This is a genomic window from Pseudomonas sp. S2_H10 (assembly GCF_054668285.1).
In genome coordinates this window covers 3,238,707-3,261,717 of record NZ_CP162754.1, presented here as the reverse complement: position 1 = coordinate 3,261,717, position 23,011 = coordinate 3,238,707, and the positions used below count along the sequence as shown (strand labels likewise).

At 60.8% G+C, this 23,011-nt stretch carries 22 protein-coding genes and 1 riboswitch; of the genes, 11 read left to right on the top strand and 11 right to left on the bottom strand.

The features are described 5' to 3' along the window. Positions 1–27 precede the first annotated feature (27 nt). Together madL and madM are read left to right on the top strand one after the other, a co-directional pair. On the top strand, positions 28–444 hold the full coding sequence (gene madL / locus AB4O16_RS14580) for a malonate transporter subunit MadL (RefSeq protein WP_160386103.1): 417 nt from the start codon (positions 28–30) through the stop codon (positions 442–444). A gap of 1 nt (position 445) precedes the next feature. After that, entirely contained in the window at positions 446–1,210 is a 765-nt protein-coding gene (madM, locus tag AB4O16_RS14575; RefSeq protein WP_160386102.1) for a malonate transporter subunit MadM, read from the top strand. A 112-nt stretch (positions 1,211–1,322) separates the two neighbouring features. On the opposite strand, the gene AB4O16_RS14570 is transcribed toward madM, so the two are convergent. After that, on the bottom strand, positions 1,323–2,237 hold the full coding sequence (locus AB4O16_RS14570) for a LysR family transcriptional regulator (protein WP_110661568.1): 915 nt from the start codon (positions 2,235–2,237) through the stop codon (positions 1,323–1,325). Positions 2,238–2,368: 131 nt separating this feature from the next. On the opposite strand from AB4O16_RS14570, the gene trhA reads away from it, so the two are divergent. Continuing rightward, the gene (trhA, locus tag AB4O16_RS14565) at positions 2,369–2,986 is read left to right on the top strand and encodes a PAQR family membrane homeostasis protein TrhA (RefSeq protein WP_160386101.1); all 618 of its coding nucleotides are present in this window, start codon (positions 2,369–2,371) and stop codon (positions 2,984–2,986) included. Positions 2,987–3,094: 108 nt separating this feature from the next. Here trhA and AB4O16_RS14560 read toward each other — a convergent pair whose 3' ends face one another. Next, complete coding sequence (locus AB4O16_RS14560) at positions 3,095–3,814, bottom strand: 16S rRNA (uracil(1498)-N(3))-methyltransferase (protein WP_460157980.1); 720 nt, start codon at positions 3,812–3,814, stop codon at positions 3,095–3,097. Between the two features lie 151 nt (positions 3,815–3,965). Beyond that, entirely contained in the window at positions 3,966–5,372 is a 1,407-nt protein-coding gene (locus AB4O16_RS14555) for an adenosylmethionine--8-amino-7-oxononanoate transaminase (RefSeq protein WP_460157979.1), read from the bottom strand. A 223-nt stretch (positions 5,373–5,595) separates the two neighbouring features. Between AB4O16_RS14555 and AB4O16_RS14550 the strand changes: the two genes are divergently transcribed. The 3 genes from AB4O16_RS14550 (at position 5,596) to AB4O16_RS14540 (ending at position 8,789) form a co-directional block, all read left to right on the top strand. Next, the gene (locus tag AB4O16_RS14550; RefSeq protein WP_460157978.1) at positions 5,596–7,350 is read left to right on the top strand and encodes a flavin monoamine oxidase family protein; all 1,755 of its coding nucleotides are present in this window, start codon (positions 5,596–5,598) and stop codon (positions 7,348–7,350) included. A gap of 261 nt (positions 7,351–7,611) precedes the next feature. Then, positions 7,612–8,163 carry a cytochrome b gene (locus AB4O16_RS14545; RefSeq protein ID WP_160386097.1) on the top strand — a complete coding sequence of 184 codons (552 nt, stop codon included), beginning with the start codon at positions 7,612–7,614 and terminating at the stop codon, positions 8,161–8,163. 32 nt (positions 8,164–8,195) lie between these two features. Further along, positions 8,196–8,789: a YceI family protein gene (locus AB4O16_RS14540; RefSeq protein ID WP_460157977.1), complete on the top strand. Its 594-nt coding sequence runs from the start codon at positions 8,196–8,198 to the stop codon at positions 8,787–8,789. 161 nt (positions 8,790–8,950) lie between these two features. Here AB4O16_RS14540 and AB4O16_RS14535 read toward each other — a convergent pair whose 3' ends face one another. The 4 genes from AB4O16_RS14535 to ahcY all read right to left on the bottom strand — a co-directional run bounded on the left by AB4O16_RS14535 (position 8,951) and on the right by ahcY (position 14,470). Next, positions 8,951–10,822 (bottom strand): DEAD/DEAH box helicase, encoded by a 1,872-nt coding sequence (locus AB4O16_RS14535; RefSeq protein ID WP_160386095.1) that lies wholly within the window; start codon positions 10,820–10,822, stop codon positions 8,951–8,953. A 222-nt stretch (positions 10,823–11,044) separates the two neighbouring features. Then, complete coding sequence (locus AB4O16_RS14530) at positions 11,045–11,860, bottom strand: substrate-binding periplasmic protein (RefSeq protein ID WP_160386094.1); 816 nt, start codon at positions 11,858–11,860, stop codon at positions 11,045–11,047. Positions 11,861–12,031: 171 nt separating this feature from the next. Further along, positions 12,032–12,877 carry a methylenetetrahydrofolate reductase [NAD(P)H] gene (metF, locus tag AB4O16_RS14525; RefSeq protein WP_110660518.1) on the bottom strand — a complete coding sequence of 282 codons (846 nt, stop codon included), beginning with the start codon at positions 12,875–12,877 and terminating at the stop codon, positions 12,032–12,034. Positions 12,878–13,060: 183 nt separating this feature from the next. After that, positions 13,061–14,470, bottom strand: coding sequence for an adenosylhomocysteinase (gene ahcY, locus AB4O16_RS14520; protein WP_160386093.1), 1,410 nt, complete (start codon positions 14,468–14,470; stop codon positions 13,061–13,063). Between the two features lie 23 nt (positions 14,471–14,493). Beyond that, positions 14,494–14,593, bottom strand: a riboswitch (S-adenosyl-L-homocysteine riboswitch). A gap of 198 nt (positions 14,594–14,791) precedes the next feature. On the opposite strand from ahcY, the gene AB4O16_RS14515 reads away from it, so the two are divergent. Further along, positions 14,792–15,196, top strand: a complete 405-nt coding sequence (locus tag AB4O16_RS14515; RefSeq protein WP_102699934.1) for an acyl-CoA thioesterase — start codon at positions 14,792–14,794, stop codon at positions 15,194–15,196. A 177-nt stretch (positions 15,197–15,373) separates the two neighbouring features. Then, positions 15,374–16,270, top strand: coding sequence for a formate/nitrite transporter family protein (locus tag AB4O16_RS14510; RefSeq protein WP_160386092.1), 897 nt, complete (start codon positions 15,374–15,376; stop codon positions 16,268–16,270). A 2-nt stretch (positions 16,271–16,272) separates the two neighbouring features. On the opposite strand, the gene AB4O16_RS14505 is transcribed toward AB4O16_RS14510, so the two are convergent. Further along, positions 16,273–17,562: a cation:dicarboxylate symporter family transporter gene (locus AB4O16_RS14505; RefSeq protein ID WP_256678224.1), complete on the bottom strand. Its 1,290-nt coding sequence runs from the start codon at positions 17,560–17,562 to the stop codon at positions 16,273–16,275. Between the two features lie 38 nt (positions 17,563–17,600). After that, positions 17,601–18,014, bottom strand: coding sequence for a VOC family protein (locus tag AB4O16_RS14500; protein WP_160386091.1), 414 nt, complete (start codon positions 18,012–18,014; stop codon positions 17,601–17,603). A 91-nt stretch (positions 18,015–18,105) separates the two neighbouring features. Here AB4O16_RS14500 and AB4O16_RS14495 point away from each other — a divergent pair, with 91 nt between their 5' ends. Next, positions 18,106–19,017 carry a LysR family transcriptional regulator gene (locus tag AB4O16_RS14495; protein ID WP_160386090.1) on the top strand — a complete coding sequence of 304 codons (912 nt, stop codon included), beginning with the start codon at positions 18,106–18,108 and terminating at the stop codon, positions 19,015–19,017. Here the strand turns inward: AB4O16_RS14495 and AB4O16_RS14490 are convergent. Then, on the bottom strand, positions 18,972–20,141 hold the full coding sequence (locus AB4O16_RS14490) for an MFS transporter (protein WP_160386089.1): 1,170 nt from the start codon (positions 20,139–20,141) through the stop codon (positions 18,972–18,974). The genes AB4O16_RS14495 and AB4O16_RS14490 overlap by 46 nt on opposite strands. Positions 20,142–20,420: 279 nt before the next feature. Here AB4O16_RS14490 and AB4O16_RS14485 point away from each other — a divergent pair, with 279 nt between their 5' ends. Beyond that, the gene (locus AB4O16_RS14485) at positions 20,421–21,254 is read left to right on the top strand and encodes an EamA family transporter (RefSeq protein WP_160386088.1); all 834 of its coding nucleotides are present in this window, start codon (positions 20,421–20,423) and stop codon (positions 21,252–21,254) included. A 49-nt stretch (positions 21,255–21,303) separates the two neighbouring features. After that, positions 21,304–21,687, top strand: coding sequence for an MAPEG family protein (locus AB4O16_RS14480; RefSeq protein WP_160386087.1), 384 nt, complete (start codon positions 21,304–21,306; stop codon positions 21,685–21,687). Positions 21,688–21,820: 133 nt separating this feature from the next. Here the strand turns inward: AB4O16_RS14480 and mltA are convergent, their stop codons facing one another. Further along, complete coding sequence (mltA, locus tag AB4O16_RS14475) at positions 21,821–23,005, bottom strand: murein transglycosylase A (protein WP_460157976.1); 1,185 nt, start codon at positions 23,003–23,005, stop codon at positions 21,821–21,823. Positions 23,006–23,011: the final 6 nt, after the last annotated feature.

Genomic DNA, 23,011 nt, shown 5'->3' with positions numbered 1-23,011 from the left:
TCGAAAGGCACTTTGAGGACTACAACAATGATTATTTACGGTGTGGCGCTGTTGGCGATCTGTACGCTCGCAGGGGTGATCATGGGGGACATGCTCGGTGTGTTGCTGGGCGTGAAGTCAAACGTCGGCGGTGTCGGGATCGCGATGATCCTGCTGATTTGCGCACGGTTGTGGATGCACAAGCGTGGCGGCATGACCAAGGATTGTGAGCTGGGCGTCGGTTTCTGGGGCGCCATGTACATCCCGGTAGTCGTTGCCATGGCGGCGCAGCAGAACGTGGTCACGGCGCTGCATGGTGGCCCGGTGGCGGTGTTGGCGGCGATCGGTTCTGTGGTGATCTGCGGCTGCACCATTGCCCTGATCAGCCGGACGCACAAAGGCGAACCCTTGCCCGATGAGCCGGTGGATGTAACGCCGGTTGGCGCACCGGCAGGAGGTCGCTGATATGTGGGATCTCATCAAGAACGGTCTGGAACACAACGGTCTGGTCACCGCATTCGCCTTTGTCGGCGTGATCATGTGGGTGTCAGTGGTGATCTCCAAACGCCTGACCTTCGGGCGCATCCACGGCTCGGCAATTGCCATCGTCATCGGCCTGGTGCTGGCCTGGGTCGGCGGCACGATGACCGGCGGGCAAAAAGGCCTGGCGGACTTGACGCTGTTTTCCGGCATCGGCCTGATGGGCGGTGCCATGTTGCGGGACTTCGCCATCGTTGCCACGGCATTCGAGGTGCAGGCCACCGAAGCGAAAAAGGCTGGATTGATCGGTGTGATTGCGCTGCTGCTGGGCACCGTACTGCCGTTTATTGTCGGCGCGTGCATGGCCTGGGTCTTCGGTTACCGCGATGCGGTGAGCATGACCACCATCGGCGCCGGTGCGGTGACCTACATCGTCGGCCCGGTGACGGGAGCTGCGATTGGCGCCAGCTCCGATGTGGTGGCGCTGTCGATTGCCACGGGCCTGATCAAGGCGATCCTGGTGATGGTCGGCACACCGATGGCGGCGCGCTGGATGGGCCTGGATAACCCGCGCTCGGCGATGGTGTTCGGTGGGTTGGCCGGGACTGTCAGTGGCGTGACCGCCGGGCTGGCGGCGACGGATCGGCGCCTGGTGCCTTATGGCGCGCTGACTGCGACCTTCCACACCGGGCTTGGCTGTCTGCTCGGGCCTTCGTTGTTGTACTTCATTGTTCGCGGGATTGTTGGGTAAGTCTCGGTATCTTCGCTGATTGTATCGACGTCATCGCGAGCAAGCTCGCTCCCACAGGGACAGCGCAGTTCCTGTGGGAGCGTGGCTTGCCCGCGATGCAGGCGACGCGGTTTCAGACTTGCCGATTGGCATACATCCGACACTCCGCCAGCAACGCCAGCAGATTCGGATCACGCTCCTTGGCCTTCAGGAACACCACGCCAATGTGCTGCTGCAACCGGTACTTTTCCTGCAACGGGATCAGCTTCACCCGGTTCTCGTACACCGCCGCAATCCGCCCCGGCAGCAACGCATAACCCACACCCGAACTGACCATGCTCAACAAGGTGAAGATGTCGTTGACCTGCATCGCCACCTTCGGCTCGAACCCTGCCTGCTCGAATACCCGCTTGCCGTCCTGATGGGTGGCGAAGCCCTGGGTCAGGGTGATGAAGGTTTCGTCGCGGACTTCGGCCAGGTCGACTTCGGTTCGCTGGGCAAACTTCGAGTCGGCGGGGGTGGCGAGGAATATGTCGTCGGAAAACAGCGGGATCTGCTCGCAATCCGGATCGTTGACAGTCTCGTCCAGCGACACCAGGGCCGCATCGACTTCCATGTTCTTGAGCTTGTAGAGCAGGTCGATGTTGGAGCCCAGAATCAGGTCGATGTTGAGTTCGCTGCGGCGGATCTTCAGGCCCATGATCAGCTGCGGCACGGTCTTCACCGTCAGTGAATACAGTGAACCCAGCTTGAAACGTTCGGCCGAGAACCCGGCGGCTTCGCGGGTCAGGCGCACACTTTCGACCACATCCTGAATCAGCTTCTGCGCCCGCTCCTCCAGCACATACGCGCTTTCCAGCGGCGTCAGGTTACGGCCTTCGTGCTTGAACAAGGGGCAGCGCAGGGCGCTTTCCAGGGAATGGATCGCCCGATGCACACTCACATTGCTGGTCTGCAGCTCGGCAGCGGCCCGCGCCAGATTGCCGGTGCGCATGAAGGCCAGGAACACCTCGAGTTTTTTCAGGGTCAACTCTTCATCGATCAGCATGGGGTGGACTCTTTTTCGTATCGGTCGATTGTGCCCAATTTCGCCGGGCCCGTCGTACGGAAACATTGTGCTTTTACGCTCCAGGGCTGAGCCTTGCGCATTGCGGTGATGAAACTCGAGGGGAGCACCACATGTATCACGGGGAAAGACTGAACGCCTGGACGCATCTGTTCGGGGCAGTGGCGGCGTTTGTCGGCGGGGTGTGGCTGATTGTGCTGGCCAGCCTCGACGGCAGCCCGTGGAAGATCGTCAGCATGGCGATCTACGCCTTTACGTTGCTGGTGCTGTACAGCGCATCGACCGTGTACCACAGCGTGCGCGGGCGCAAGAAAGCGATCATGCAGAAGGTCGATCACTTTTCGATCTACCTGCTGATCGCCGGCAGCTACACGCCGTTCTGCCTGGTGACCTTGCGCGGGCCATGGGGCTGGACCTTGTTCGGGATCGTCTGGGGGCTGGCGCTGATCGGCATCCTGCAGGAGATCAAGCCGCGTTCGGAGGCGCGGATTCTGTCGATCGTGATTTATGCGGTGATGGGCTGGATCGTGCTGGTGGCGGTCAAGCCGCTGCTCGCGGCGCTGGGTGGCGCCGGATTTGCGTGGCTGGCCTCGGGCGGTGTGTTGTACACCGTGGGGATTATCTTTTTTGCCCTGGACGACCGGCTGCGCCATGCCCACGGGATCTGGCATCTGTTCGTGATCGCGGGGAGTTTGCTGCACTTTGTGGCGATTTTCTTTTATGTGCTTTAGACCGCGTAACGGCTATCGCCAGCAAGCCGGCTCCTACAGGATTGATGTCGGTCACGGTGTTGGCGGCAACCCGATACCTGTGGGAGCTGGCTTGCCAGCGATGGGGCTCTAGAAATCTCCCCAAAGCTGCTGAGCCACCGCCAGTGCAACAACCGGCGCGGTCTCGGTGCGCAATACCCGAGGGCCGAGGCGGGCGGCGTGGAAGCCGCCGGACTTGGCCTGATCCACCTCGGCATCTGACAATCCGCCTTCCGGTCCGATCAAAAACGCCAGTGTCGCGGGCTTCGCATGACTTACCAACGGCTCAGCCACCGGATGCAGCACCAGCTTCAATTCGGCTTCGGTCTGCTTCAACCAGTCAGCCAGCAACAGTGGCGGATGAATCACCGGTACCCGTGAACGCCCGCATTGCTCGCAAGCGCTGATCGCCACCTGGCGCCAGTGCAGCAGGCGTTTGTCGGCGCGTTCGTCCTTGAGCCGGACTTCGCAGCGCTCGGTGAAGATCGGGGTGATTTCAGTGACGCCCAGTTCCGTGGCTTTCTGAATCGCCCAGTCCATGCGCTCGCCACGGGACAGGCCCTGGCCGAGATGGATCTGCAGCGGCGACTCGATCTGCCCGGCGAAGCTTTCATCGATCTGCACCACCACGCGCTTTTTGCCGACTTCGACCAGCCGGGCGCGAAACTCCTGGCCCGAGCCGTCGAACAGTTGCAACGCATCGCCCTCGGCCATGCGCAGCACGCGGCTGATGTAGTGGGCTTGGGCTTCGGGCAGCTCGTGCTCGCCGGTGCTCAGGGGGGCGTCGATGAAGAAGCGGGACAGTCTCATGCGGGATCTCAGGAAGGGTGTTGATCATTTGAATCGGTGTCGACTTCATCGCGGGCAAGCCCGCTCCCACATGGACTACATCAATCCTGTGGGAGCGGGCTTGCCCGCGATGACGGCAGTCCGCTCACCGCTGAAGCTTAGGTGAACTCAATCAGCCCGGATCACGGAACCCCGGATGGAAGTCCTTCGGCACCGCCACGCTGACGCTGTCACGGGTGGCAATGTCGATCCCTTCGCTGGCCACTTCGGCAAGGAAGTCGATCTGCTCCGGAGTGATCACATAGGGCGGCAGGAAGTACACCACGCTACCCAACGGACGCAGTAAAGCACCGCGCTCCAGGGCATGCTGGAACACCTTGAGGCCGCGACGTTCCTGCCATGGATAAGCCTCTTTGCTGGCCTTGTCCTTGACCATCTCGATGGCCAGCACCATGCCGGTCTGGCGCACTTCCGAAACATTCGGGTGATCGACCAGATGCGCGGTAGACGAAGCCATGCGCTGCGCCAGGGCCTTGTTGTTCTCGATGACGTTGTCTTCTTCGAAGATGTCCAGGGTCGCCAGTGCCGCCGCGCACGCCAGCGGGTTGCCGGTGTAGCTGTGCGAGTGCAGGAAGGCGCGCAGGGTCGGGTAGTCGTCGTAGAAGGCGCTGTAGACTTCGTCGGTGGTCAGGCACGCCGCCAGTGGCAGATAACCGCCGGTCAGGGCCTTGGACAGGCACAGGAAGTCCGGGCGGATGCCAGCCTGTTCACAGGCGAACATCGTCCCGGTGCGACCGAAGCCGACGGCGATTTCATCGTGGATCAGGTGCACGCCGTAGCGGTCGCAGGCTTCGCGCAGCAGCTTGAGGTACACCGGGTGGTACATGCGCATGCCACCGGCGCCCTGGATCAGCGGCTCGACGATCACCGCCGCGACCGTGTCGTGGTTTTCCGCGAGGGTCTGCTCCATGGCCGCGAACATGTTGCGCGAGTGCTCTTCCCAGCTCATGCCCTCGGGGCGCAGGTAGCAATCCGGGCTCGGCACCTTGATGGTGTCCAGCAACAGCGCTTTGTAGGTCTCGGTGAACAGCGGCACGTCGCCCACCGACATCGCCGCCATGGTTTCGCCGTGGTAGCTGTTGGTCAGGGTGACGAAGCGCTTCTTGTTCGGTTGACCGCGGTTGAGCCAGTAGTGAAAGCTCATTTTCAGCGCGACTTCGATGCAGGACGAACCGTTATCGGCGTAGAAGCACCGGGTCAGGCCTTCCGGCGTCATCTTCACCAGCCGTTCGGACAGCTCGATCACCGGCTGATGACTGAAACCGGCGAGGATCACATGTTCAAGCTGATCGACCTGATCCTTGATGCGCTGGTTGATCCGCGGGTTGGCGTGCCCGAACACATTGACCCACCAGGAGCTGACCGCGTCGAGGTAGCGTTTGCCTTCGAAATCTTCCAGCCACACGCCTTCCCCACGCTTGATCGGGATCAGCGGCAGTTGTTCGTGATCTTTCATCTGGGTGCAGGGATGCCACAGCACGGCGAGATCGCGTTGCATCCACTGATTATTCAGGCCCATTTTCACTCTCCTGGAGGCGGTCCGTGACCAGCGCGGACAAACAATCGCGCAAGCCTATGCAATGCGTGCCACGGGGACAACCCATTGTGTCGAATCAGCTACTTTGCCCGGGCCGATAGACGTTGCTGGCGGGTGTTTGAAGGCTGACGTATCCTTCGCGGTTCTTGAGCCGTCTGGCTCGTAAAAACTGCTGTTTTCCTCGTGTGATTCCGGAGTTCGCTGAATGTCTGTCGGTTGGCTGCGCGCCTGTGCGCTGGTGATGTTGGGGCTGTTCAGCGTATCTGCGCTGGCCAAGGATAAAACCGCGATCGTGATCGGCGGCGGCCTGTCGGGCCTGACGGCCGCGTACGAACTGCAGAACAAGGGCTGGCAGGTCACCTTGCTGGAAGCGCGCTCGAGCCTGGGCGGCCGTTCCGGCATGGCCACCAGCGAGTGGATCGGCAACGACAAGACCCAGCCGGTGCTGAACAAGTACGTATCGAACTTCAAGCTGAGCACCACGCCGGCCCCTGAGTTCGTGCGAAGCCCAGGCTACCTGATCGATGGCGAGTTTTTCTCCGCCGCCGACCTGGCGACCAAGCAGCCAGCCACCGCCGAGGCGCTCAAGCGATTCGACAAGACCGTGGACGATCTGGCGCGCTCGATCGACGACCCGCTGAACCCGGCCGCCAACAACACGCTGCACGCGCTGGACCAGATCAACGTGTCGAGCTGGCTCGACAAGCAGAACCTGCCGGCCACCGCTCGTCAGTTGATCAACCAGCAGATCCGTACCCGCTACGATGAACCTTCGCGCTTGTCGCTGCTGTACTTCGCGCAGCAAAGCCGCGTCTACCGTGGCGTCTCCGATCGTGACCTGCGTGCTTCGCGCCTGGTGGGTGGCAGCCAGGTGCTGGCCCAGGCCCTGGTCAAACAGTTGAAAGTCATCAAGACCAATGCTCCGGTCTCGGCGATCATTCAGGACAAGGACGGCGTGACCGTCAAAGTCGACAGCGTCGGTTATCAGGCGGACTACGTCGTGCTGGCCGTGCCACTGCGCGCCCTGAACAAGATCCAGATGACCCCGGCGCTGGACGCTCAGCACCTGGCGGCGATCAAGGGCACCAACTACGGCTGGCGCGACCAGATCATGCTGAAGTTCAAGACGCCGGTGTGGGAGTCCAAGGCGCGCATGTCCGGCGAGATCTACAGCAACACCGGCCTGGGCATGTTGTGGATCGAGCCTGCCCTGAAGGGCGGTGCCAACGTGGTGATCAACCTGTCCGGCGACAACGCGCGGGTGATGCAGGCGTTCGGCGACAAGCAGATGGTCGATCAGGTGTTGATCCGTCTGCATGCGTTCTATCCGCAGGCTCGCGGTTCGTTCACCGGCTATGAAATCCGTCGCTACAGCACCGACCCATCGACTGGCGGTGCCTACCTGGCCTTCGGTCCCGGTCAGATCAGCAAGTTCTGGCGCCTGTGGGAACGCCCGATCCAGCGCGTGACCTTCGCTGGCGAACACACCGACACCCTGTATCCGGGCACTCTGGAAGGCGCGCTGCGCACTGGCCAGCGTGCCGCCAGCCAGGTTGAAGACCTGGCGGCTGGCAAGTCGTTCGAACCTGCGAAAGTGGGCGCGGCCGCCGCAGCGGCGGGCGCTGGTGCGGCAGCGGCGAAGAAAGGCAATTTCTTCAGCAACCTGTTCGGCGGCTCCGACGACGAGAAGAAGCCAGAGCCGGTCAAGGCCCCTGAGCCGGTTGCACCGCCAGCTCCGGCACCCGCCCCGGCTCCGGCCGCTGCACCGACCCCGGTGGAAGCACCGAAGCCTGCGGCACCGGTAAAAGCCGAGCCGGCCAAGAAGGCACCGGCGAAACCGGCTGCCAAGACCGAGACGAAAAAAGCCCCGGCCAAAGCTCCCGCCAAGAAAGCTGAACCGGCGAAGAAGCCAGCGGCCAAAGCTGCTGCAACCCCGGCAACGGTTACCAAGGCGCAGTAAGCCCGGGATCAAAAAAACGCGGCAGAAATGCCGCGTTTTTTTATGCCCGCAGAAATCCGGGTTCACAATCGAATAAACCTTCTGCGGGAAGTGTTATTGAATTGGGCTACATTTTTGTACACACATTGGCCGTTAATCTTTTCTTAACTCGCCTGTTTCAGACTCTTGATCGTATTTCTCGATATTTCAAAGCAAAATTTTCCGCTTTAATTCGATAGATAACTCGATAGTCTTGGGCCAGCACTTACAGGGATCTGGGCAATGCAGCTACGTAACTCTACCTCCCGCTATGGCTGGGTCAGCATCTTCATGCACTGGGGCGTGGCTCTGGCCGTGTTCGGTTTGTTCGCCCTTGGGCTGTGGATGGTCGACTTGGGTTACTACGACCCGTGGCGCAAGGCAGGGCCGGATCTGCACAAGAGCATTGGCTTGATCCTGCTGGGTGTCATGGTGCTGCGGGTGTTGTGGCGTTTGGTCAGCCCGCCGCCGCCGACCTTGACCAGCTACAGCCGCATGACGCGTCTGGGCGCGAAATTCGGCCATGTCTTTCTGTATCTCTGTCTGTTCGCCGTGATGATTGCCGGTTACCTGATTTCCACCGCAGAAGGTGCCGGGATTCCGCTGTTCGACTGGTTTGAAGTACCTGCCGTGATTTCCGGACTACCGGACCAGGCAGATAACGCCGGTGCGATTCATCTCTACCTGGCATGGGCGCTGGTAATTTTTTCCGGCCTCCATGCGTTGGCAGCATTGAAGCATCACTTTATCGACCGTGATGTGACCCTCAAGCGAATGCTGGGTCGCAAAGCCTGAAGTTCAACCTCGACTCCCAAGGAAAACAAAGCATGTTGAAAAAGACTCTCGCCGCTCTGGCAATCGGTTCTGCTGTTCTGTCTGCCAACGTGATGGCGGCTGACTACACCGTCGACAAGGAAGGCCAGCACGCCTTCGTCGACTTCAAGATCAGCCACCTGGGCTACAGCTACATCACCGGTACCTTCAAGGACATCGACGGCAAGTTCAGCTTCGACGCTGCCAAGCCCGAAGACAGCAAGATCGAGTTCAACGTGAACACCGCCAGCGTTTTCACCAACAACGCCGAACGTGACAAGCACATTTCCAGCAAAGATTTCCTGAAAGTGGCTGATTTCCCCAAGGCTACCTTCAAGTCCACCAGCGTTAAATCCACTGGCAAAAACGCCGCTGGCAAAGACACTGCAGACGTGAACGGCGACCTGACGATTGCTGGCGTAACCAAGCCGGTCGTGGTCAAGGCCACCTTCCTGGGTGAAGGCAAGGATCCATGGGGCGGCTACCGTGCTGGCTTCGAGGGCACCACCAGCATCAAGCGTTCCGATTTCGGCAAGATGATGGACCTGGGTCCACAGTCCGACGCAGTCGACCTGTACATTACGTTTGAAGGTGTTAAAGCGAAATAATGTTAAGACCGTAGGAGCCGGCTTGCTGGCGATGGCGTCTTCCGAGACACGGCAGAAACCGAGTTGCCCCAATCGCCAGCAAGCCGGCTCCCACAGGTTTTTCGCCATAAAAAAATGCCCCGACTCTTTCGAGCCGGGGCATTTTTCATTGCGGCGATAACTCAGCGATTGCGGGTCAGCAGCGCTGGTTTTTCACCACGAGGACGGCTTGGCAGTTGATCCAGCTGCTCAGGTGTCGGGAAGCGGTCAGCCTTCGACTCCTTGTGCATGATCTTCGGCGCGGGACCACGCGGGTTCTGCACAGCCGGTTCCGAACGAGGCTGCTCGTCGCGGGCCGGACGGCGATTGCGCGAGTCTTCGCGGCGGGCCTGGCCGTCGCGCGGTGCGCCACTGCGAGGGCCGCTGCGCTTGGCGGGTGGCGTACCGGTGGTGGCGCCATCGCTGTTGCGTGGACCGTTCTGGCGACCCTGTGGTTTGCCGCCACGTGGTGCGCCCGAGCCTGCTGCCGTGCCTTGTGCCGGAGCACCCGGACGACGGCCACGGCCCTGGGCTGGTTTCTGCTGCGGGACGTAGTCGACGCGGTTACCGAAGTTATCGACATCGTCGTCCAGGAACTCGTCCGGAGCACGGTCAGCAGCAGCGCGTGGCGGCTGGCTTGGCTGACGCTGTTCGCGGGCCGGGGTGCCTTCGCGTGGCTTCTGCTGGCGGGCAGGGCGCTCGCCGCGTTCGCCGGCGGGTTTTTCCTTGCCCTTGTCCTTGCCTTTGTCCTTGCGACCGCTACCGCCGCCACCGCCATTCGGACCGTCGCCGCGCGGGCCACGTGGATTGCGCGGGTTGCGCATGTCCGGACGCTCGCGAACTTCAGGTTTTTCCGCTTCGATGGTGCTGGCATCGAAGCCCATCAGGTCGCCGTCGGCGATTTTCTGCTTGGTCATGCGTTCGATGCTTTTCAGCAGTTTTTCTTCGTCCGGGGCCACCAGCGAGATCGCCTCGCCCGAACGACCGGCACGGCCGGTACGGCCGATACGGTGCACGTAGTCTTCATCGACGTTCGGCAGTTCGAAGTTGACCACGTGTGGCAACTGGTCGATGTCCAGGCCGCGGGCGGCGATGTCGGTGGCCACCAGGATGCGCACGGTGCCGGCCTTGAAGTCGGCCAGGGCTTTGGTGCGGGCGTTCTGGCTCTTGTTGCCATGGATCGCGACGGCGCTCAGGCCGTGTTTGTCCAGGTACTCGGCCAGACGGTTGGCGCCGTGCTTGGTGCGGGTGAACACCAGCACCTGTTCCCAGGCGCCAGCGGTGATCAGGTGGGCCAGCAAGGCACGCTTGTGGCTGGCCGGCAGGCGGAATACGCGCTGCTCGATGCGCTCGACCGTGGTGTTCGGCGGCGTGACTTCGATGCGTTCCGGGTTGTGCAGCAGTTTGCCGGCGAGGTCGGTGATGTCCTTGGAGAAGGTCGCCGAGAACAACAGGTTCTGGCGTTTGGCCGGCAGACGCGCCAGCACTTTCTTCACGTCATGGACAAAACCCATGTCGAGCATGCGGTCGGCTTCGTCCAGCACGAGGATTTCCACGTGGGACAGGTCGACGCTGCCTTGGCCGGCCAGGTCGAGCAGGCGGCCAGGGCAGGCCACCAGCACGTCTACGCCGCGGGACATGGCCTGAACCTGCGGGTTCATGCCAACGCCACCGAAGATGCAGGCGCTGACGAACTTCAGGTCACGGGCATAGACCTTGAAGCTTTCATGCACTTGCGCTGCGAGTTCGCGAGTCGGGGTCAGGACCAGCACGCGCGGTTGGCGCGGGCCGTGACGCTGGGATTTGTCCGGGTGACCGTTGGGGAACAACCGCTCCAGGATCGGAAGGGCGAAACCGCCGGTTTTACCAGTACCTGTCTGTGCCGCGACCATCAGGTCGCGACCTTGCAACACGGCGGGAATGGCCCGCTGTTGCACCGGAGTAGGCTCGGTATAGCCCGCCGCCTCGATGGCGCGGACTAAAGCCTCGGAGAGACCGAGGGAAGCAAAGGACATGAGTAATCCTGTTCTAGTTAGGGCTTGGCCCAATGGGAGTCTTGCCTGGCGCGAATCGCGTTTAAGAGGACGCAATCCCGTCCGGTCCTGCCGGGTCTCGAAGGCTCGCCTGCAAGCGCTCGCGCGGGCTGAAAGCTGCGCAGTAGCGGGGTTGAGATGCCTTTAACGATTCCGGGCGTCCGGGCGTGAGCCTGGCGGGAAGGCCGGAGTATAACAGAGCAATCACTGTGCGCCGCTTTCCTGCTGCTCAACGGTTTTTTCCGTGGCGGCCGTGGTCTTGTCAGTCTTGACGCTGGCGCCCGGTTCGGCACCGTAGCGCGCGCTCAGTTCAGCGTAGGCGGGCTCGCGCTTGAAACGCTTGAGTTCGGCGCCGAAGCGCTGCACCAGCAGATCCATGCCCGCATTGCGCCGCACCGCGAGAAACTGGCTTTGCTGGCTGATGATCGTGGGGTTTTCGGTGATCTTGTCGCGGATGCCCAGTTCATCGAGCAAATGCTGGCCGACCCGGCGGTCGGTAATCAACAGGTCAATGCGCCCGCGCACCAGTTTGCCGAAGTTGGCCTCATGGGTGGGGGCGGGCTCGCGGGTGAACAGCGTCGAATCGCTGAAGTCCTTGCTGTACAGGTAACCCGGCGAGGTGCCGATGGTCAGGCCGCGCAGGTCATCGAGGGTGCGAAACGGATGGGGCCGGTCATTGGCGTAGAACATCACGAACTGCACTTCAGACAGCGGTTCGCTGGGGTAGAGCAGGGTCGCATCACGCTCATCACTGTGAAAAATGTCCAGCGCGCCATCCGCCTGCCCGGTTTCAAGCATCGACAGGCAGCGTTTCCATGGGAGGAACTGCCACTCCACTTCGATGCCCAGGCGCTTGAAGACAATGGCGGTGGTTTCGTAGTCCAGGCCCAGTGATTTACCGTTGACTTCGTACACATATGGCGCCCACGGCTCCGTGACAATGCGCAACTTCTCGCCCCGGGCGGCGAAGCTCAGGCAAGTGAAGACAAGCAGGGTGATTAACTGCGTGATCAAAGGCATGGGCTGAGATTACGACGAGAAGCCGCAAAGAGCCAGAAACTGACCGCAGATGCTCTAAGTCCGTGGATTGCCGCACATTATCAGTGCGTTGAAAGCAAAAGATCGCAGCGTACGACAGTTCCTACAGGAGCTGCCGAAGGCTGCGATCTTCTGTTCTTGCGTCGACGATTTTTAGCGAGGCAGCTTCAGGTTATTCCACACCGCCAGGCTCGCTTCAGCCTGGTTCAGCGTGTAGAAGTGCAGCCCTGGAGCGCCGCCCTGCAGCAGTTGTTCGCACATCTCGGTGATGACTTGTTCGCCAAAGCGTTGAATGCTCTGAGTGTCGTCGCCGTAGGCTTCCAGTTGCTTGCGGATCCAGCGCGGGATTTCCGCACCGCAGGCATCGGAAAAGCGCGCGAGCTTGCTGTAGTTGGTGATCGGCATGATGCCCGGCACGATCGGAATGTTCACGCCCAGCGCCCGTACGCGTTCCACGAAGTAGAAGTAGCAGTCGGCGTTGAAGAAGTACTGGGTGATCGCACTGTCGGCGCCGGCGTTGGCCTTGCGCACGAAGTTGGCGACATCGTCTTCGAAGTTGCGCGCTTGCGGATGCATTTCCGGGTAGGCGGCGACTTCGATGTGGAAATGATCGCCGGTTTCTTCACGAATGAATTCCACCAGGTCGTTGGCGTGGCGCATTTCGCCACTGGCCATGCCCATGCCCGAAGGCAGGTCACCGCGCAGGGCAACGATGCGCTTGATGCCGGCAGCCTTGTACTGGGCCAGCAGGCCGCGCAGGTCGTCCTTGCTGTCGCCCACGCAGGACAGGTGCGGAGCGGCGGGGATTTTGACTTCGCTTTCGAGCTGCAACACGGTGTTCAGCGTGCGATCACGGGTCGAACCGCCGGCGCCGTAGGTGCAGGAAAAGAAATCGGGGTTGTAGGTAGCCAGCTGGCGGGCAGTGGCGAGCAGCTTTTCATGCCCAGCATCGGTCTTCGTAGGGAAGAATTCGAAGCTGTAGCGACGATCTTGGGACATGGTCATACCCTTTGAAACGCGTAAGCCTGAGGGGCCGGTTTGTCCGCATTCGCCAGCAAGCCGGCTCCTACAGGATTTACGTCGTACCGTCATGTTGCGTACGACTTCTCACTTGTAGGAGCCGGCTTGCTGGCGATGCAGGCAACGCGGTGTATCAGAACACCGCTATTGCCGATCAGCGGATCAGTAGCGGTAAGCGTGCGGCTTGAACGGACCTTCGACGGTCACACCGATGTAGTCGGCCTGGGTCTTGGTCAGTTGAGTCACAACGCCGCCGAAGCCACGGACCATTTCCAGGGCCACTTCTTCGTCGAGTTTCTTTGGCAGTACTTCAACGGTCAGGCGCTCGGCCTTCTGGGCTGGCGACAGGTCGGCGTACTTCTGGCCGAACAGGAAGATCTGAGCCAGAACCTGGTTGGCGAACGAGCCGTCCATGATGCGGCTCGGGTGGCCGGTGGCGTTGCCCAGGTTAACCAGACGGCCTTCGGCCAGCAGGATCAGGTAGTCGTCGTTCTGAGGGTCGAAATCACCAGCGCCGGTGCGGTGGATCTTGTGCACCTGTGGCTTCACTTCTTCCCATGCCCAGTTCTTGCGCATGAAAGCGGTGTCGATTTCGTTGTCGAAGTGGCCGATGTTGCAGACAACAGCGCGCTTCTTCAGGGCCTTGAGCATGTTCGAATCGCAAACATTGACGTTGCCGGTGGTGGTCACGATCAGGTCGATCTTGCCCAGCAGTGCCTTGTCGATGCTTGCTTCAGTACCGTTGTTGATACCGTCGATGAACGGCGATACCACTTCGAAACCGTCCATGCAGGCTTGCATGGCGCAGATCGGGTCGACTTCGGAGACCTTGACGATCATGCCTTCCTGACGCAGGGACTGGGCGGAACCCTTGCCCACGTCACCGTAGCCGATCACCAGCGCTTGCTTGCCGGACAGCAGGTGGTCGGTGCCGCGCTTGATCGCATCGTTCAGGCTGTGACGGCAGCCGTACTTGTTGTCGTTCTTGCTCTTGGTTACGGAGTCGTTGACGTTGATGGCCGGGATTTTCAGCTCGCCCTTGGCCAGCATGTCCAGCAGGCGGTGCACGCCGGTGGTGGTTTCTTCGGTCACGCCGTGGACGCGTTCCAGAACGGCTGGGTACTTCTTGTGCAGCAGCTCGGTCAGGTCGCCGCCGTCGTCGAGGATCATGTTGGCATCCCAAGGCGCGCCATCTTTCAGGATGGTTTGCTCCAGGCACCACTCGTACTCTTCTTCGGTTTCACCTTTCCAGGCGAAAACCGGGATGCCGGCAGCGGCGATGGCAGCGGCAGCCTGGTCCTGAGTCGAGAAAATATTGCAGGACGACCAGCGTACTTCGGCACCCAGGGCAACCAGGGTTTCGATCAGCACGGCGGTCTGAATGGTCATGTGGATGCAGCCGAGGATCTTCGCGCCCTTGAGCGGTTGCTCGGCGGAGTACTTGTTGCGCAGGCCCATCAGTGCCGGCATTTCGGATTCGGCGATGATGGTTTCGCGACGGCCCCAGGCAGCCAGGGACATGTCGGCGACTTTGTAATCGTTAAAATCTGCAGGCGTGATAACAGCGCTCATGAAGAGCCTCCATTCGTAATGTATGCGAATGGGCGCCGTTGTGCGTTTAGTGTCTGGCCTAAGGCCAGGCAACGCCCCATCCGAGCCTGACAGGTCTAGCCTGCTGCAGCGCCCCTCGGACAGGTGGCGGGAAAACGGTATCAAGTGATGATGACCGTTTTGAAACGGTGGCGATTATAGCGGGCTATGCTGATCTTCCAAAGCGTTTCTGTCAGTCAATGTCCGAACGGTAATCGAGACCATAGTCGATGCCCAATAGAGCTCTGGGTCGGGCTCTGCCATGATGGTCAGCATCATTCGGCAAGACGCTCAGGAGTGAATATGAATTTCCACACCCGTAAATGGGTAAAACCCGAAGACCTCAACCCCAACGGCACGTTGTTCGGCGGCAGCCTGCTGCGCTGGATCGACGAAGAGGCGGCGATCTATGCCATCGTCCAGTTGGGCAACCAGCGTGTAGTGACCAAGTACATTTCCGAAATCAACTTCGTCAGCGCCTCGCGCCAGGGCGACATCATCGAACTGGGCATCACCGCCACCGAGTTCGGCCGCACCTCGATCACCCTGACGTGCGAAGTGCGCAACAAGATCACCCGCAAGAGCATCCTCACCGTTGAGAAAATGGTCTTCGTGAACCTCGGTGAAGACGGCCTGCCGGCACCTCATGGCCGGACCGAGATCAAGTACGTCAAGGACCAGTTCCAGGACGATGACGCCGGCTCGTAATGCGAGCCCTGTGGGAGCTGGCTTGCCAGCGATAGCGCAATTGGCGACACCACGAAAACCAAGGTGAACCCATCGCCGGCAAGCCGGCTCCTACAGAGGCGGTTTCATTCCAACGAATGAACAGTCGTGACCCCCGCAGTGTCGTAGCTAAATAGCCCGCCACCGGTTGCGCATCCCATGAACTCGGCACACGACGGCAAGACCCCGAACCTTTCGGCGCAAGAAGAGCACGAAGTCGAAAAGAACCAGCCGCCCCGCGCCGCGGTATTGCACGAGATCATTCGCGCTCAAGGCGACCAGGAACTGGAGCGCAGCATTGCGGCGTTGTGGTGGTCGGCGCTGGCGGCGGGGTTGACCATGGGCCTGTCGCTGATGGGCATGGGATTGCTCAATTCGCGTCTGCCGGACGGCGAAGGATTCAAGGTCATTGCCAGCTTCGGTTACTGCGCCGGTTTTCTCGCGGTGATCCTGGCCCGCCAGCAACTGTTCACCGAAAACACCCTGACGGCTGTCCTGCCGGTGATGACCAAACCGACGCTGACCAATTTCGGCCGTCTGCTGCGGCTATGGACGGTGGTGCTGATCGGCAACCTCTGCGGCACCTTGCTGGTGGCGTACGTGATGCTGGAGCTGCCGATTTTCGACAGCAAGACCGACGTCGCCTTCCTCGATATCGGCCGCAAGGTCATGGAAAACCATGCCAGCCAGATGTTCGCCAAGGGCATCGTTTCCGGGTGGATGATCGCCACCATGGTCTGGATGATTCCGTCCATGGAGAGCGCCAAGATGTGGATCATCATCCTCATCACCTACCTCATGGCGCTGGGGGACTTCACTCACATCGTGGTCGGTTCGCTGGAGGTCTCGTATCTGGTGTTTGCCGGTGAGTTGCCGTGGAGTGATTTCTGGCTGGTGTTCGCCGCGCCGACGCTGGCGGGGAACATCATCGGTGGCAGTTTTATTTTCGCGCTGATCAGCCATGCGCAGATTCGCAGCGAGAGCGGTCCGCCGAAGGCTGATAAACCAGACTCCGGCGCACCCCGCGAGGATGACTCGGGCAGCAAGGGAAAATAGTTTCAGGCCTTGAGTGGCGGGCTGGCCGATTCTGCTGACGGTTCGCTTTGCGGCGCCTTGAGCTGGCCCTCCCAGCGCGCGATGACCAATGGTGCCAGCGCATTACCCAGCACATTGAGCGCGGTGACCGGCATGTCCATCAAGCGGTAGACGCCGGCAATGATCGCCACACCTTCCACCGGCAATCCGGCAGCGGTGAGTGTTGCCGTCAGGATAATGAACATGAAACCCGGCACACCGGCCGCGCCTTTTGACGTCAAGACCATGATCAATACGAGCATTGCCTGATCAGCCAGGCCGAGGTCGATGCCGTAAGCCTGGGCGATGAACAGCGTGCCCAACCCTGCGAACAGTGATGCGCCATCCAGATTGAACGAGTAACCCAACGGAATCACCATGCTGGTAATCGGGCGCGGTGCCCCATAGCGCTCCATTTTCTCGATCAGCTGCGGCATCACTGTGGCCGATGCGGCGCTGCTGTACGCCAACAGCAGTTCACTGCGTATTTCCCGAATCAGGTGGAAAAAGTGGATTCCGGCCATTCGCGCCACCACCCCCAACACGCACAGTGCGAACACCAACACCGCCACATAAGTGATGCCAATCAGCTTAGCCAGTGGTAGCAAGGCATTAAGACCGAAGCTGGCCACGGTTACGCCGATCAGGCCGAAAATGCCGATCGGCGAATAGTGCATGACCAGGTGAGTGACCTTGAACATGGTGTCTGAAATCGCCTGCATCACAGCGATCAGAGGCGCCTTCTGCTGCTCGGGCAGCATTGACAAGGCGCAGCCGAACAGAATGGCGAAAAACAGCACTGACAGCAGTTTGCCTTGAGACATGGCCAGTACGATGTTGTCGGGAGCGATGTTGACCAAGGTTCGGCCCAGGTTCTGTGTTTCGCCCGTGGAAGCGAGGCCGGTGACGGGGGCTTGCAAGGTGCTGCTGAAGTCCGCGCCAGCGCCGGGCTGGAATACGTTGCCGACGATCAGCCCGAAAACGATGGCAATGCTAGTGATTGTGAAGAAATACACCAGCGTCTTTATCCCGACCCGACCCAGCGCTTTGGTACTGCCAGCGCCGGCAATACCGACGACCATGCAGGCAAAGACCAGCGGTACGACGATCATTTTCATCAGCCTGATAAACAGATCCCCTGCCGGTTGCAGCAGATTGTCGATGAACCACGTCTTGTGTTCGGGAAACTGGTTGAGAAGGATGCCGACGATGATCCCGGCGGCGAGCCCGATCATGATGCGCGTGACAAGGCTGGTGGGATTTTTTGTGCTCATGGTGTGCCCCTTTTTTGTTGTGTTTGTTGGGGTTGGAATCAGTGCGCGAACAGGCCGCTGAAGTCTTTGAATCCTTTGACTTCGATCGGGTTGCCGCTGGGGTCGAGGAAGAACATCGTGCGTTGCTCGCCGGGTTCGCCAGCAAAACGGATCACCGGCGGGATTTCGAAAACGGTGCCTAGGCCTGTCAGGCGGTCGGCCAATGTCAGCCATTCTTCCAACGGCAGCACGACACCGATGTGCGGCATCAATACCTTGTGCTCGCCAACTTGCCCGGTGCGAGTGGTGGCGAACGGTGTACCCAGGTGCAATGAGATCTGATTGCCGAAAAATTCGAAGTCGACCCAAGTCTCTGAGCGGCGGCCCTCAGTGCAGCCCAACACATCTCGATAAAAATCCCGCGCCTGTTCCAGGTCGCAAACATGGTATGCAGCGTGAAAAGGTCTGTTCATGTGATAGTCCTGCGTGAAGGAGCACTCAGGGTAAACAGGCCGTGCGACGGAGCAAAACGGCTTCGCCTTGTTCTGAGCGAAAGGAAAACTTATGGATGTGCGCTTTCTTCAAAGCCTGATCGCCGTAGTTGAAACCGGTTCGATTGCTGCTGCCGCGCGCCGCGAAAACCGCACGGCGGCGGCGATCAGTCAGCGGGTTCAGGCGCTCGAGCGATCGCTCGGTTATGCCTTGTTGCTGCGCACCGCGCATAGCGCACGACCCTCGGATCAATGTCTGCTGGTGCTGCCGCAAATCAGGGCGATCATCGAACAGACGCAGGCGCTGCAAAACGATATGCACCACGATGCTCTGACGGGAGAAGTGAAGATCGGCGCGATTTCGACGGCGCTGACGGGTGTGTTGCCGGGGCTGATCGAGCGATTGGCGTTATCGGCGCCGGCGCTGAAACTGAAGATCACGCCGGGTGATTCAAAAAGCCTTTACGAGAAAGTACTGACAGGAGAACTGGACGCGGCGATTCTGGTCAGGCCGCCGTTTCAACCACCGAAGGCTTTGGCGCTGACAGTGTTGAGGGTGGAGCCATTGATTCTGGTTGCCCCGGCCACACACGCCGGCCAGTCGCTGGAAACGCTGCTACGCGTAGGCCCGTTCATTCGTTACGACGCGCGCTCATGGGGCGGAAAAATTGCTCAGCGATATCTCGATGAACAGGCGATCGAGCCCGATGTACTCTGTGAGCTGGATGCGTTGGAGACCATCGTCATGTTGGTCACGCAGGGGATGGGGGTATCGCTGGTGCCGCAATGGGCCGGAATGGCGTTGGACGGGATGTGTGTATTGCCGGTAGGGGATGGGCAGCGTTATTCGCGGGAACTGGTGGTGATGTACGGCTCGACGCCGCACCGCCCGTTGGCGATGCGGCATCTGCTCGAATTGCTCTGCGACCCACAACCCAATCAGCCGGACACATTGACCGCAACCGCGCCCCGACGTTGCCGGTAGATGAAGTACAGCGCAGTCAACACCGTGAGCCCGCCGACCAACGCACCCGTCCACGGCAGATCCGCCAGGTCGGCGCCGCTGGCCACCACTAATCCACCAATCCATGCCCCGGCCGCGTTGCCGAGGTTGAACGCGCTCTGGTTCAGGGTCGAGCCGAGGTTCGGCGCTTCATGGGCCTGATCGATGATCAGCAGTTGCAGGATCGGGCACAGGGCGAAGGCGAACGTCCCCCACAGCACCAGTGTGATCGCCGCCGGGATTGCCGAATGACTGGTTTGCGTGAATGCCGCCAGCACCACCAGCACCGCCAGCGCCATGCCCACCAGCGAAGGCAGCAAGCGGCTGTCCGCCAGACGACCACCGAGCATGCTGCCGGCGGTCAAGCCAACGCCGAACAACAACAGCATGAGGGTGACGCCGTGGGGGCTGACGCCGGTGATGTCCTGCAGGATCGGCGCGATGTAGGTAAACACGCTGAACAGGCTGGTTGAGGCCAGCACACTCATGCCCAGGGCCAACAGTACGTTGGCCTTGCCCAGCACCTTGAACTCGCTGGCCAGGTTGGCTTTGTCCATCGCGATGTTTTTCGGCAGCCAGACCCACTGCGCAATGGCCGCCAGCACACCGATCACCGACACCGCCCAGAAGGTCGAGCGCCAACCGGCGTATTGCCCGAGCGCGGTGCCCAGTGGCACGCCGAGCACGTTGGCCAGGGTCAGGCCGGTGAACATCATGGCAATCGCCTGGGCGCGTTTGTTCGGTGCGACCAACCCGGCGGCGACCACCGAGCCGATGCCGAAAAATGCGCCGTGGCACAGCGCGGTGATCACTCGCGCGGCCATCAGCGTCGCGTAGTTCGGCGCCAGGGCGCAGAGTATGTTGCCGAGGATGAACATCAGCGTCATGCCCAGCAGCGTGGCCTTGCGCGGCATGTTGGCGGTGCCGACGGCGAGGACCGGTGCGCCGAACACCACGCCCAGGGCATAGCCGGTGATCAGCAGCCCGGCATCGGGAATGCTCACGCCGAGGTCGCGGGCGACGTCGGGCAGCAGGCCCATGATGACGAATTCAGTGGTGCCGATGCCGAAAGCGGCAACAGCGAGGGCAAGCAAGGCGAGTGGCATGCGCAAGGTCTCTGTCGGTAGTCTTGACGCTGTGATCAGGCATACGCAGGCCGACGACCGTACTCGATGAGAGCGGGCCGGGCAGAATTTTTATTGGAATTAGTCTGTGCGCAACTGAGTGCGGCGTGGTCGCTTGCAGTATAAACAGCCACTGACATATGGCGAATCAATTCTCTATCGCCTTTGTGGGAGCCGGCTTGCCGGCGATGGCGTTCTTAAGGTCGCCATCGCCAGCAAGCCGGTTCCTACAGAGGGGCGGGACAAAATAAGGAGTGTGCCGTGTTTGCGACGGCGTTGGTGTTGGTGGCGGCGCTGTTGCATGCGGCGTGGAATACCCTGATCAAATTCAGTGCGGAGCGGCTGTTGGTGGTGGCCTGCATGGACAGCGTGGCGCTGCTCTTTGTCGCGCTGATGCTGCCGTTCCTGAGCATGCCGCCACTGGAGATCTGGCCGTGGATCCTGGCATCGGCGGCGTTCGAGCTGCTCTATCGCTATTTGCTGATACAGGCCTATCGGGTCGGCGACCTCGGGTTGGTTTATCCGCTGATGCGCGGTCTGTCACCGTTGGTGGTGCTGGCACTGACGCTGATCTTTGCCGGGGAGGTACTGACCCATCAGCAGATTTTCGGCATCCTGCTGATCCCGTTCGGCATGCTGTGCCTGCTCTGGCAGGGTGGCGGCGGTGCACGGTTGCCGTGGTCGATGTTGCCGGTGGTGGCGTTGATCGGCCTGTGCATCGGTAGCTACACCTACATCGACGGTCAGGCGTTGCGGCGCTGGTCCCATCCGCTGGATTACCTGGTCTGGGTCACGTTGCTGAGCGCCTGGCCGTTTCCGTTGCTGGCCTGGGTACGCAAGCGTCCGGCATTCAAGTTGTTCTGGCGTGAGCAGTGGCGGCTGGGCCTGGCGGTCGGGTTCTGCGTGTTGTTCAGCTACGCTCTGGTGCTGTGGGCGATGCAGATGGGCTCGATTGCCGAGGCCGCCGCGTTGCGCGAGATCAGTGTGATCCTGGTGGTGCTGTTCGGCATGCGTTACCTGAAAGAACCGTTTGGCGGACCGCGGCTACTCGCCTGTAGCCTTGTGATGATCGGCATACTGGTGATGAAATTTTGATCACCGTCGATGGAATCGATTTTCTATAACGTGAAGAAGGGACTGCTTTATGACGGTTGCTCTGTGGTGCATTTTGATCGCGATTTTCCTGCCGTATGTGTGCACGGCCGTGGCGAAGGTCAGCGGCGGATACGGTTTGAGACACAATCATGACCCACGAGGGTTTCTCGACTCACTGGAGGGTTTGGGCAAGCGGGCGAATGCGGCGCAGCTGAACAGTTTTGAAGTGACACCGGCGTTTGCCGCCGCGGTAATCGTGGCGCACCTGGCGGGCAACGCTGAATTGGTGACAATCAATGTGTTGTCGGTGCTGTTCATCACCAGCCGTCTGCTCTACATCATTTTCTATCTGACGGACCTGGCGGCGCTGCGGTCGTTGATGTGGTTCGTGGGGATGGGGCTGATCGTGAGTTTTTTTGTGGTGTCGGCCTGATAGATCATCAGGGTTTTTAGCGGCCTCATCGCGGCAAAAACTGTAGGAGCCGGCTTGCTGGCGATAGCGGGGTGTCAGGCAACGTCGTTGCTGATCGATCCGCCGTCATCGCCAGCAAGCCGGCTCCTACAGATCAGGGCTTGGTCTTCTCGGCATCCGCCACCTGCGGCACTTGCGGCAACACTGCGCCTTTAGGCCAGAGCATCCAGATCTGTCCCTGCTGCTTCATGTCCCCGGCCAGTTGTCCGGCCGCATCACCGGTACCCCAGAACAGATCCGCGCGGACTTCACCGGCAATGGCGCCGCCGGTGTCCTGGGCTGCCACAGGCCGAACCAGCGCGGTGCCGTCCGGTCTGGTGGTGGACAGCCACAACAGGCTGCCCAGCGGAATCACCTTGCGATCCACCGCTGCGCTGTAACCGGCGGTCAGCGGTACGTTCAGCGAACCGCGCGGACCTTCGTTGCTGTCCGGGTTGCGGGTGAAGAACACGTAGCTGGGGTTGCTGCCGAGCAGTTCGGGAATCCGTGACGGATTGGCCTTGGCCCAGGTACTGATCGCGCCCATGGTCACGTCTTCCTTTTTCAGCTCGCCCTGTTCCACCAGCCAGCGGCCGATCGGCCGATACGGATGGCCGTTCTGATCGGCATAGGCGATGCGCAACTGCCGGCCGTCATCGAGCTGGATACGCCCCGACCCCTGGATTTGCAGGAACTGCAGGTTCATCGGATCGGTCAGCCAGGCCACGACCGGCGCCTTGACCCCTTTGCTTTCGATGGTTGCCGCATCGTCGTAAGGCTTGAGCACGCGACCTTCGAGTCGACCGCGCAGGCGTTTGCCCTTGAGTTCCGGGTAAATGCTGTCGAGGGCGACGATGATCATGTCCTCGGGCACGCCATAGACCGGGACGTTGGCAACGCTGGTCTGGGTCAGGCTGCCGGGATAGACCGGCTCGTAGTAGCCGGTGATCAAGCCGTTGGGGTTGTCGTTGGCGGCGCGCAGGCCATAGACATCCAGGTTCTGTTTGAGAAAGCCGCGAATGTCGCTGGCGGTTTGCGGCACGTTGGCAGCTGCCGCACAGGTGCCACCCCAGACCGGATCGGCCTTGAGCCGGGTGCAGGCGCTGCGCCACGAACCGAAACCGGCAACCAGGTCGTTGTCGGACACCGCCGGCAGCGCTTCCCATGTGGCGCTGGAGTAGGTGGCCAGGGCATGGGTTTTCGGTTGTTGCTTGTCGCCACCGGTGCAGCCTGCGAGCAGGGCCACCATCGGCAGGGTCCAGGCCAGGCTGTGACGCCAGGCCTTGAAGCGGCTGTTCATGGAGTG

Excerpts from the sequence above, each read along its gene's own strand:
- madL (WP_160386103.1), top strand. The coding sequence starts at position 28 with ATGATTATTTACGGTGTGGCGCTGTTGGCGATCTGTACGCTCGCAGGG.
- madM (WP_160386102.1), top strand. The coding sequence starts at position 446 with ATGTGGGATCTCATCAAGAACGGTCTGGAACACAACGGTCTGGTCACC.
- AB4O16_RS14570 (WP_110661568.1), bottom strand. The coding sequence starts at position 2,237 with ATGCTGATCGATGAAGAGTTGACCCTGAAAAAACTCGAGGTGTTCCTG.
- trhA (WP_160386101.1), top strand. The coding sequence starts at position 2,369 with ATGTATCACGGGGAAAGACTGAACGCCTGGACGCATCTGTTCGGGGCA.
- AB4O16_RS14560 (WP_460157980.1), bottom strand. The coding sequence starts at position 3,814 with ATGAGACTGTCCCGCTTCTTCATCGACGCCCCCCTGAGCACCGGCGAG.
- AB4O16_RS14555 (WP_460157979.1), bottom strand. The coding sequence starts at position 5,372 with ATGGGCCTGAATAATCAGTGGATGCAACGCGATCTCGCCGTGCTGTGG.
- AB4O16_RS14550 (WP_460157978.1), top strand. The coding sequence starts at position 5,596 with ATGTCTGTCGGTTGGCTGCGCGCCTGTGCGCTGGTGATGTTGGGGCTG.
- AB4O16_RS14545 (WP_160386097.1), top strand. The coding sequence starts at position 7,612 with ATGCAGCTACGTAACTCTACCTCCCGCTATGGCTGGGTCAGCATCTTC.
- AB4O16_RS14540 (WP_460157977.1), top strand. The coding sequence starts at position 8,196 with ATGTTGAAAAAGACTCTCGCCGCTCTGGCAATCGGTTCTGCTGTTCTG.
- AB4O16_RS14535 (WP_160386095.1), bottom strand. The coding sequence starts at position 10,822 with ATGTCCTTTGCTTCCCTCGGTCTCTCCGAGGCTTTAGTCCGCGCCATC.
- AB4O16_RS14530 (WP_160386094.1), bottom strand. The coding sequence starts at position 11,860 with ATGCCTTTGATCACGCAGTTAATCACCCTGCTTGTCTTCACTTGCCTG.
- metF (WP_110660518.1), bottom strand. The coding sequence starts at position 12,877 with ATGTCCCAAGATCGTCGCTACAGCTTCGAATTCTTCCCTACGAAGACC.
- ahcY (WP_160386093.1), bottom strand. The coding sequence starts at position 14,470 with ATGAGCGCTGTTATCACGCCTGCAGATTTTAACGATTACAAAGTCGCC.
- AB4O16_RS14515 (WP_102699934.1), top strand. The coding sequence starts at position 14,792 with ATGAATTTCCACACCCGTAAATGGGTAAAACCCGAAGACCTCAACCCC.
- AB4O16_RS14510 (WP_160386092.1), top strand. The coding sequence starts at position 15,374 with ATGAACTCGGCACACGACGGCAAGACCCCGAACCTTTCGGCGCAAGAA.
- AB4O16_RS14505 (WP_256678224.1), bottom strand. The coding sequence starts at position 17,562 with ATGAGCACAAAAAATCCCACCAGCCTTGTCACGCGCATCATGATCGGG.
- AB4O16_RS14500 (WP_160386091.1), bottom strand. The coding sequence starts at position 18,014 with ATGAACAGACCTTTTCACGCTGCATACCATGTTTGCGACCTGGAACAG.
- AB4O16_RS14495 (WP_160386090.1), top strand. The coding sequence starts at position 18,106 with ATGGATGTGCGCTTTCTTCAAAGCCTGATCGCCGTAGTTGAAACCGGT.
- AB4O16_RS14490 (WP_160386089.1), bottom strand. The coding sequence starts at position 20,141 with ATGCCACTCGCCTTGCTTGCCCTCGCTGTTGCCGCTTTCGGCATCGGC.
- AB4O16_RS14480 (WP_160386087.1), top strand. The coding sequence starts at position 21,304 with ATGACGGTTGCTCTGTGGTGCATTTTGATCGCGATTTTCCTGCCGTAT.
- mltA (WP_460157976.1), bottom strand. The coding sequence starts at position 23,005 with ATGAACAGCCGCTTCAAGGCCTGGCGTCACAGCCTGGCCTGGACCCTG.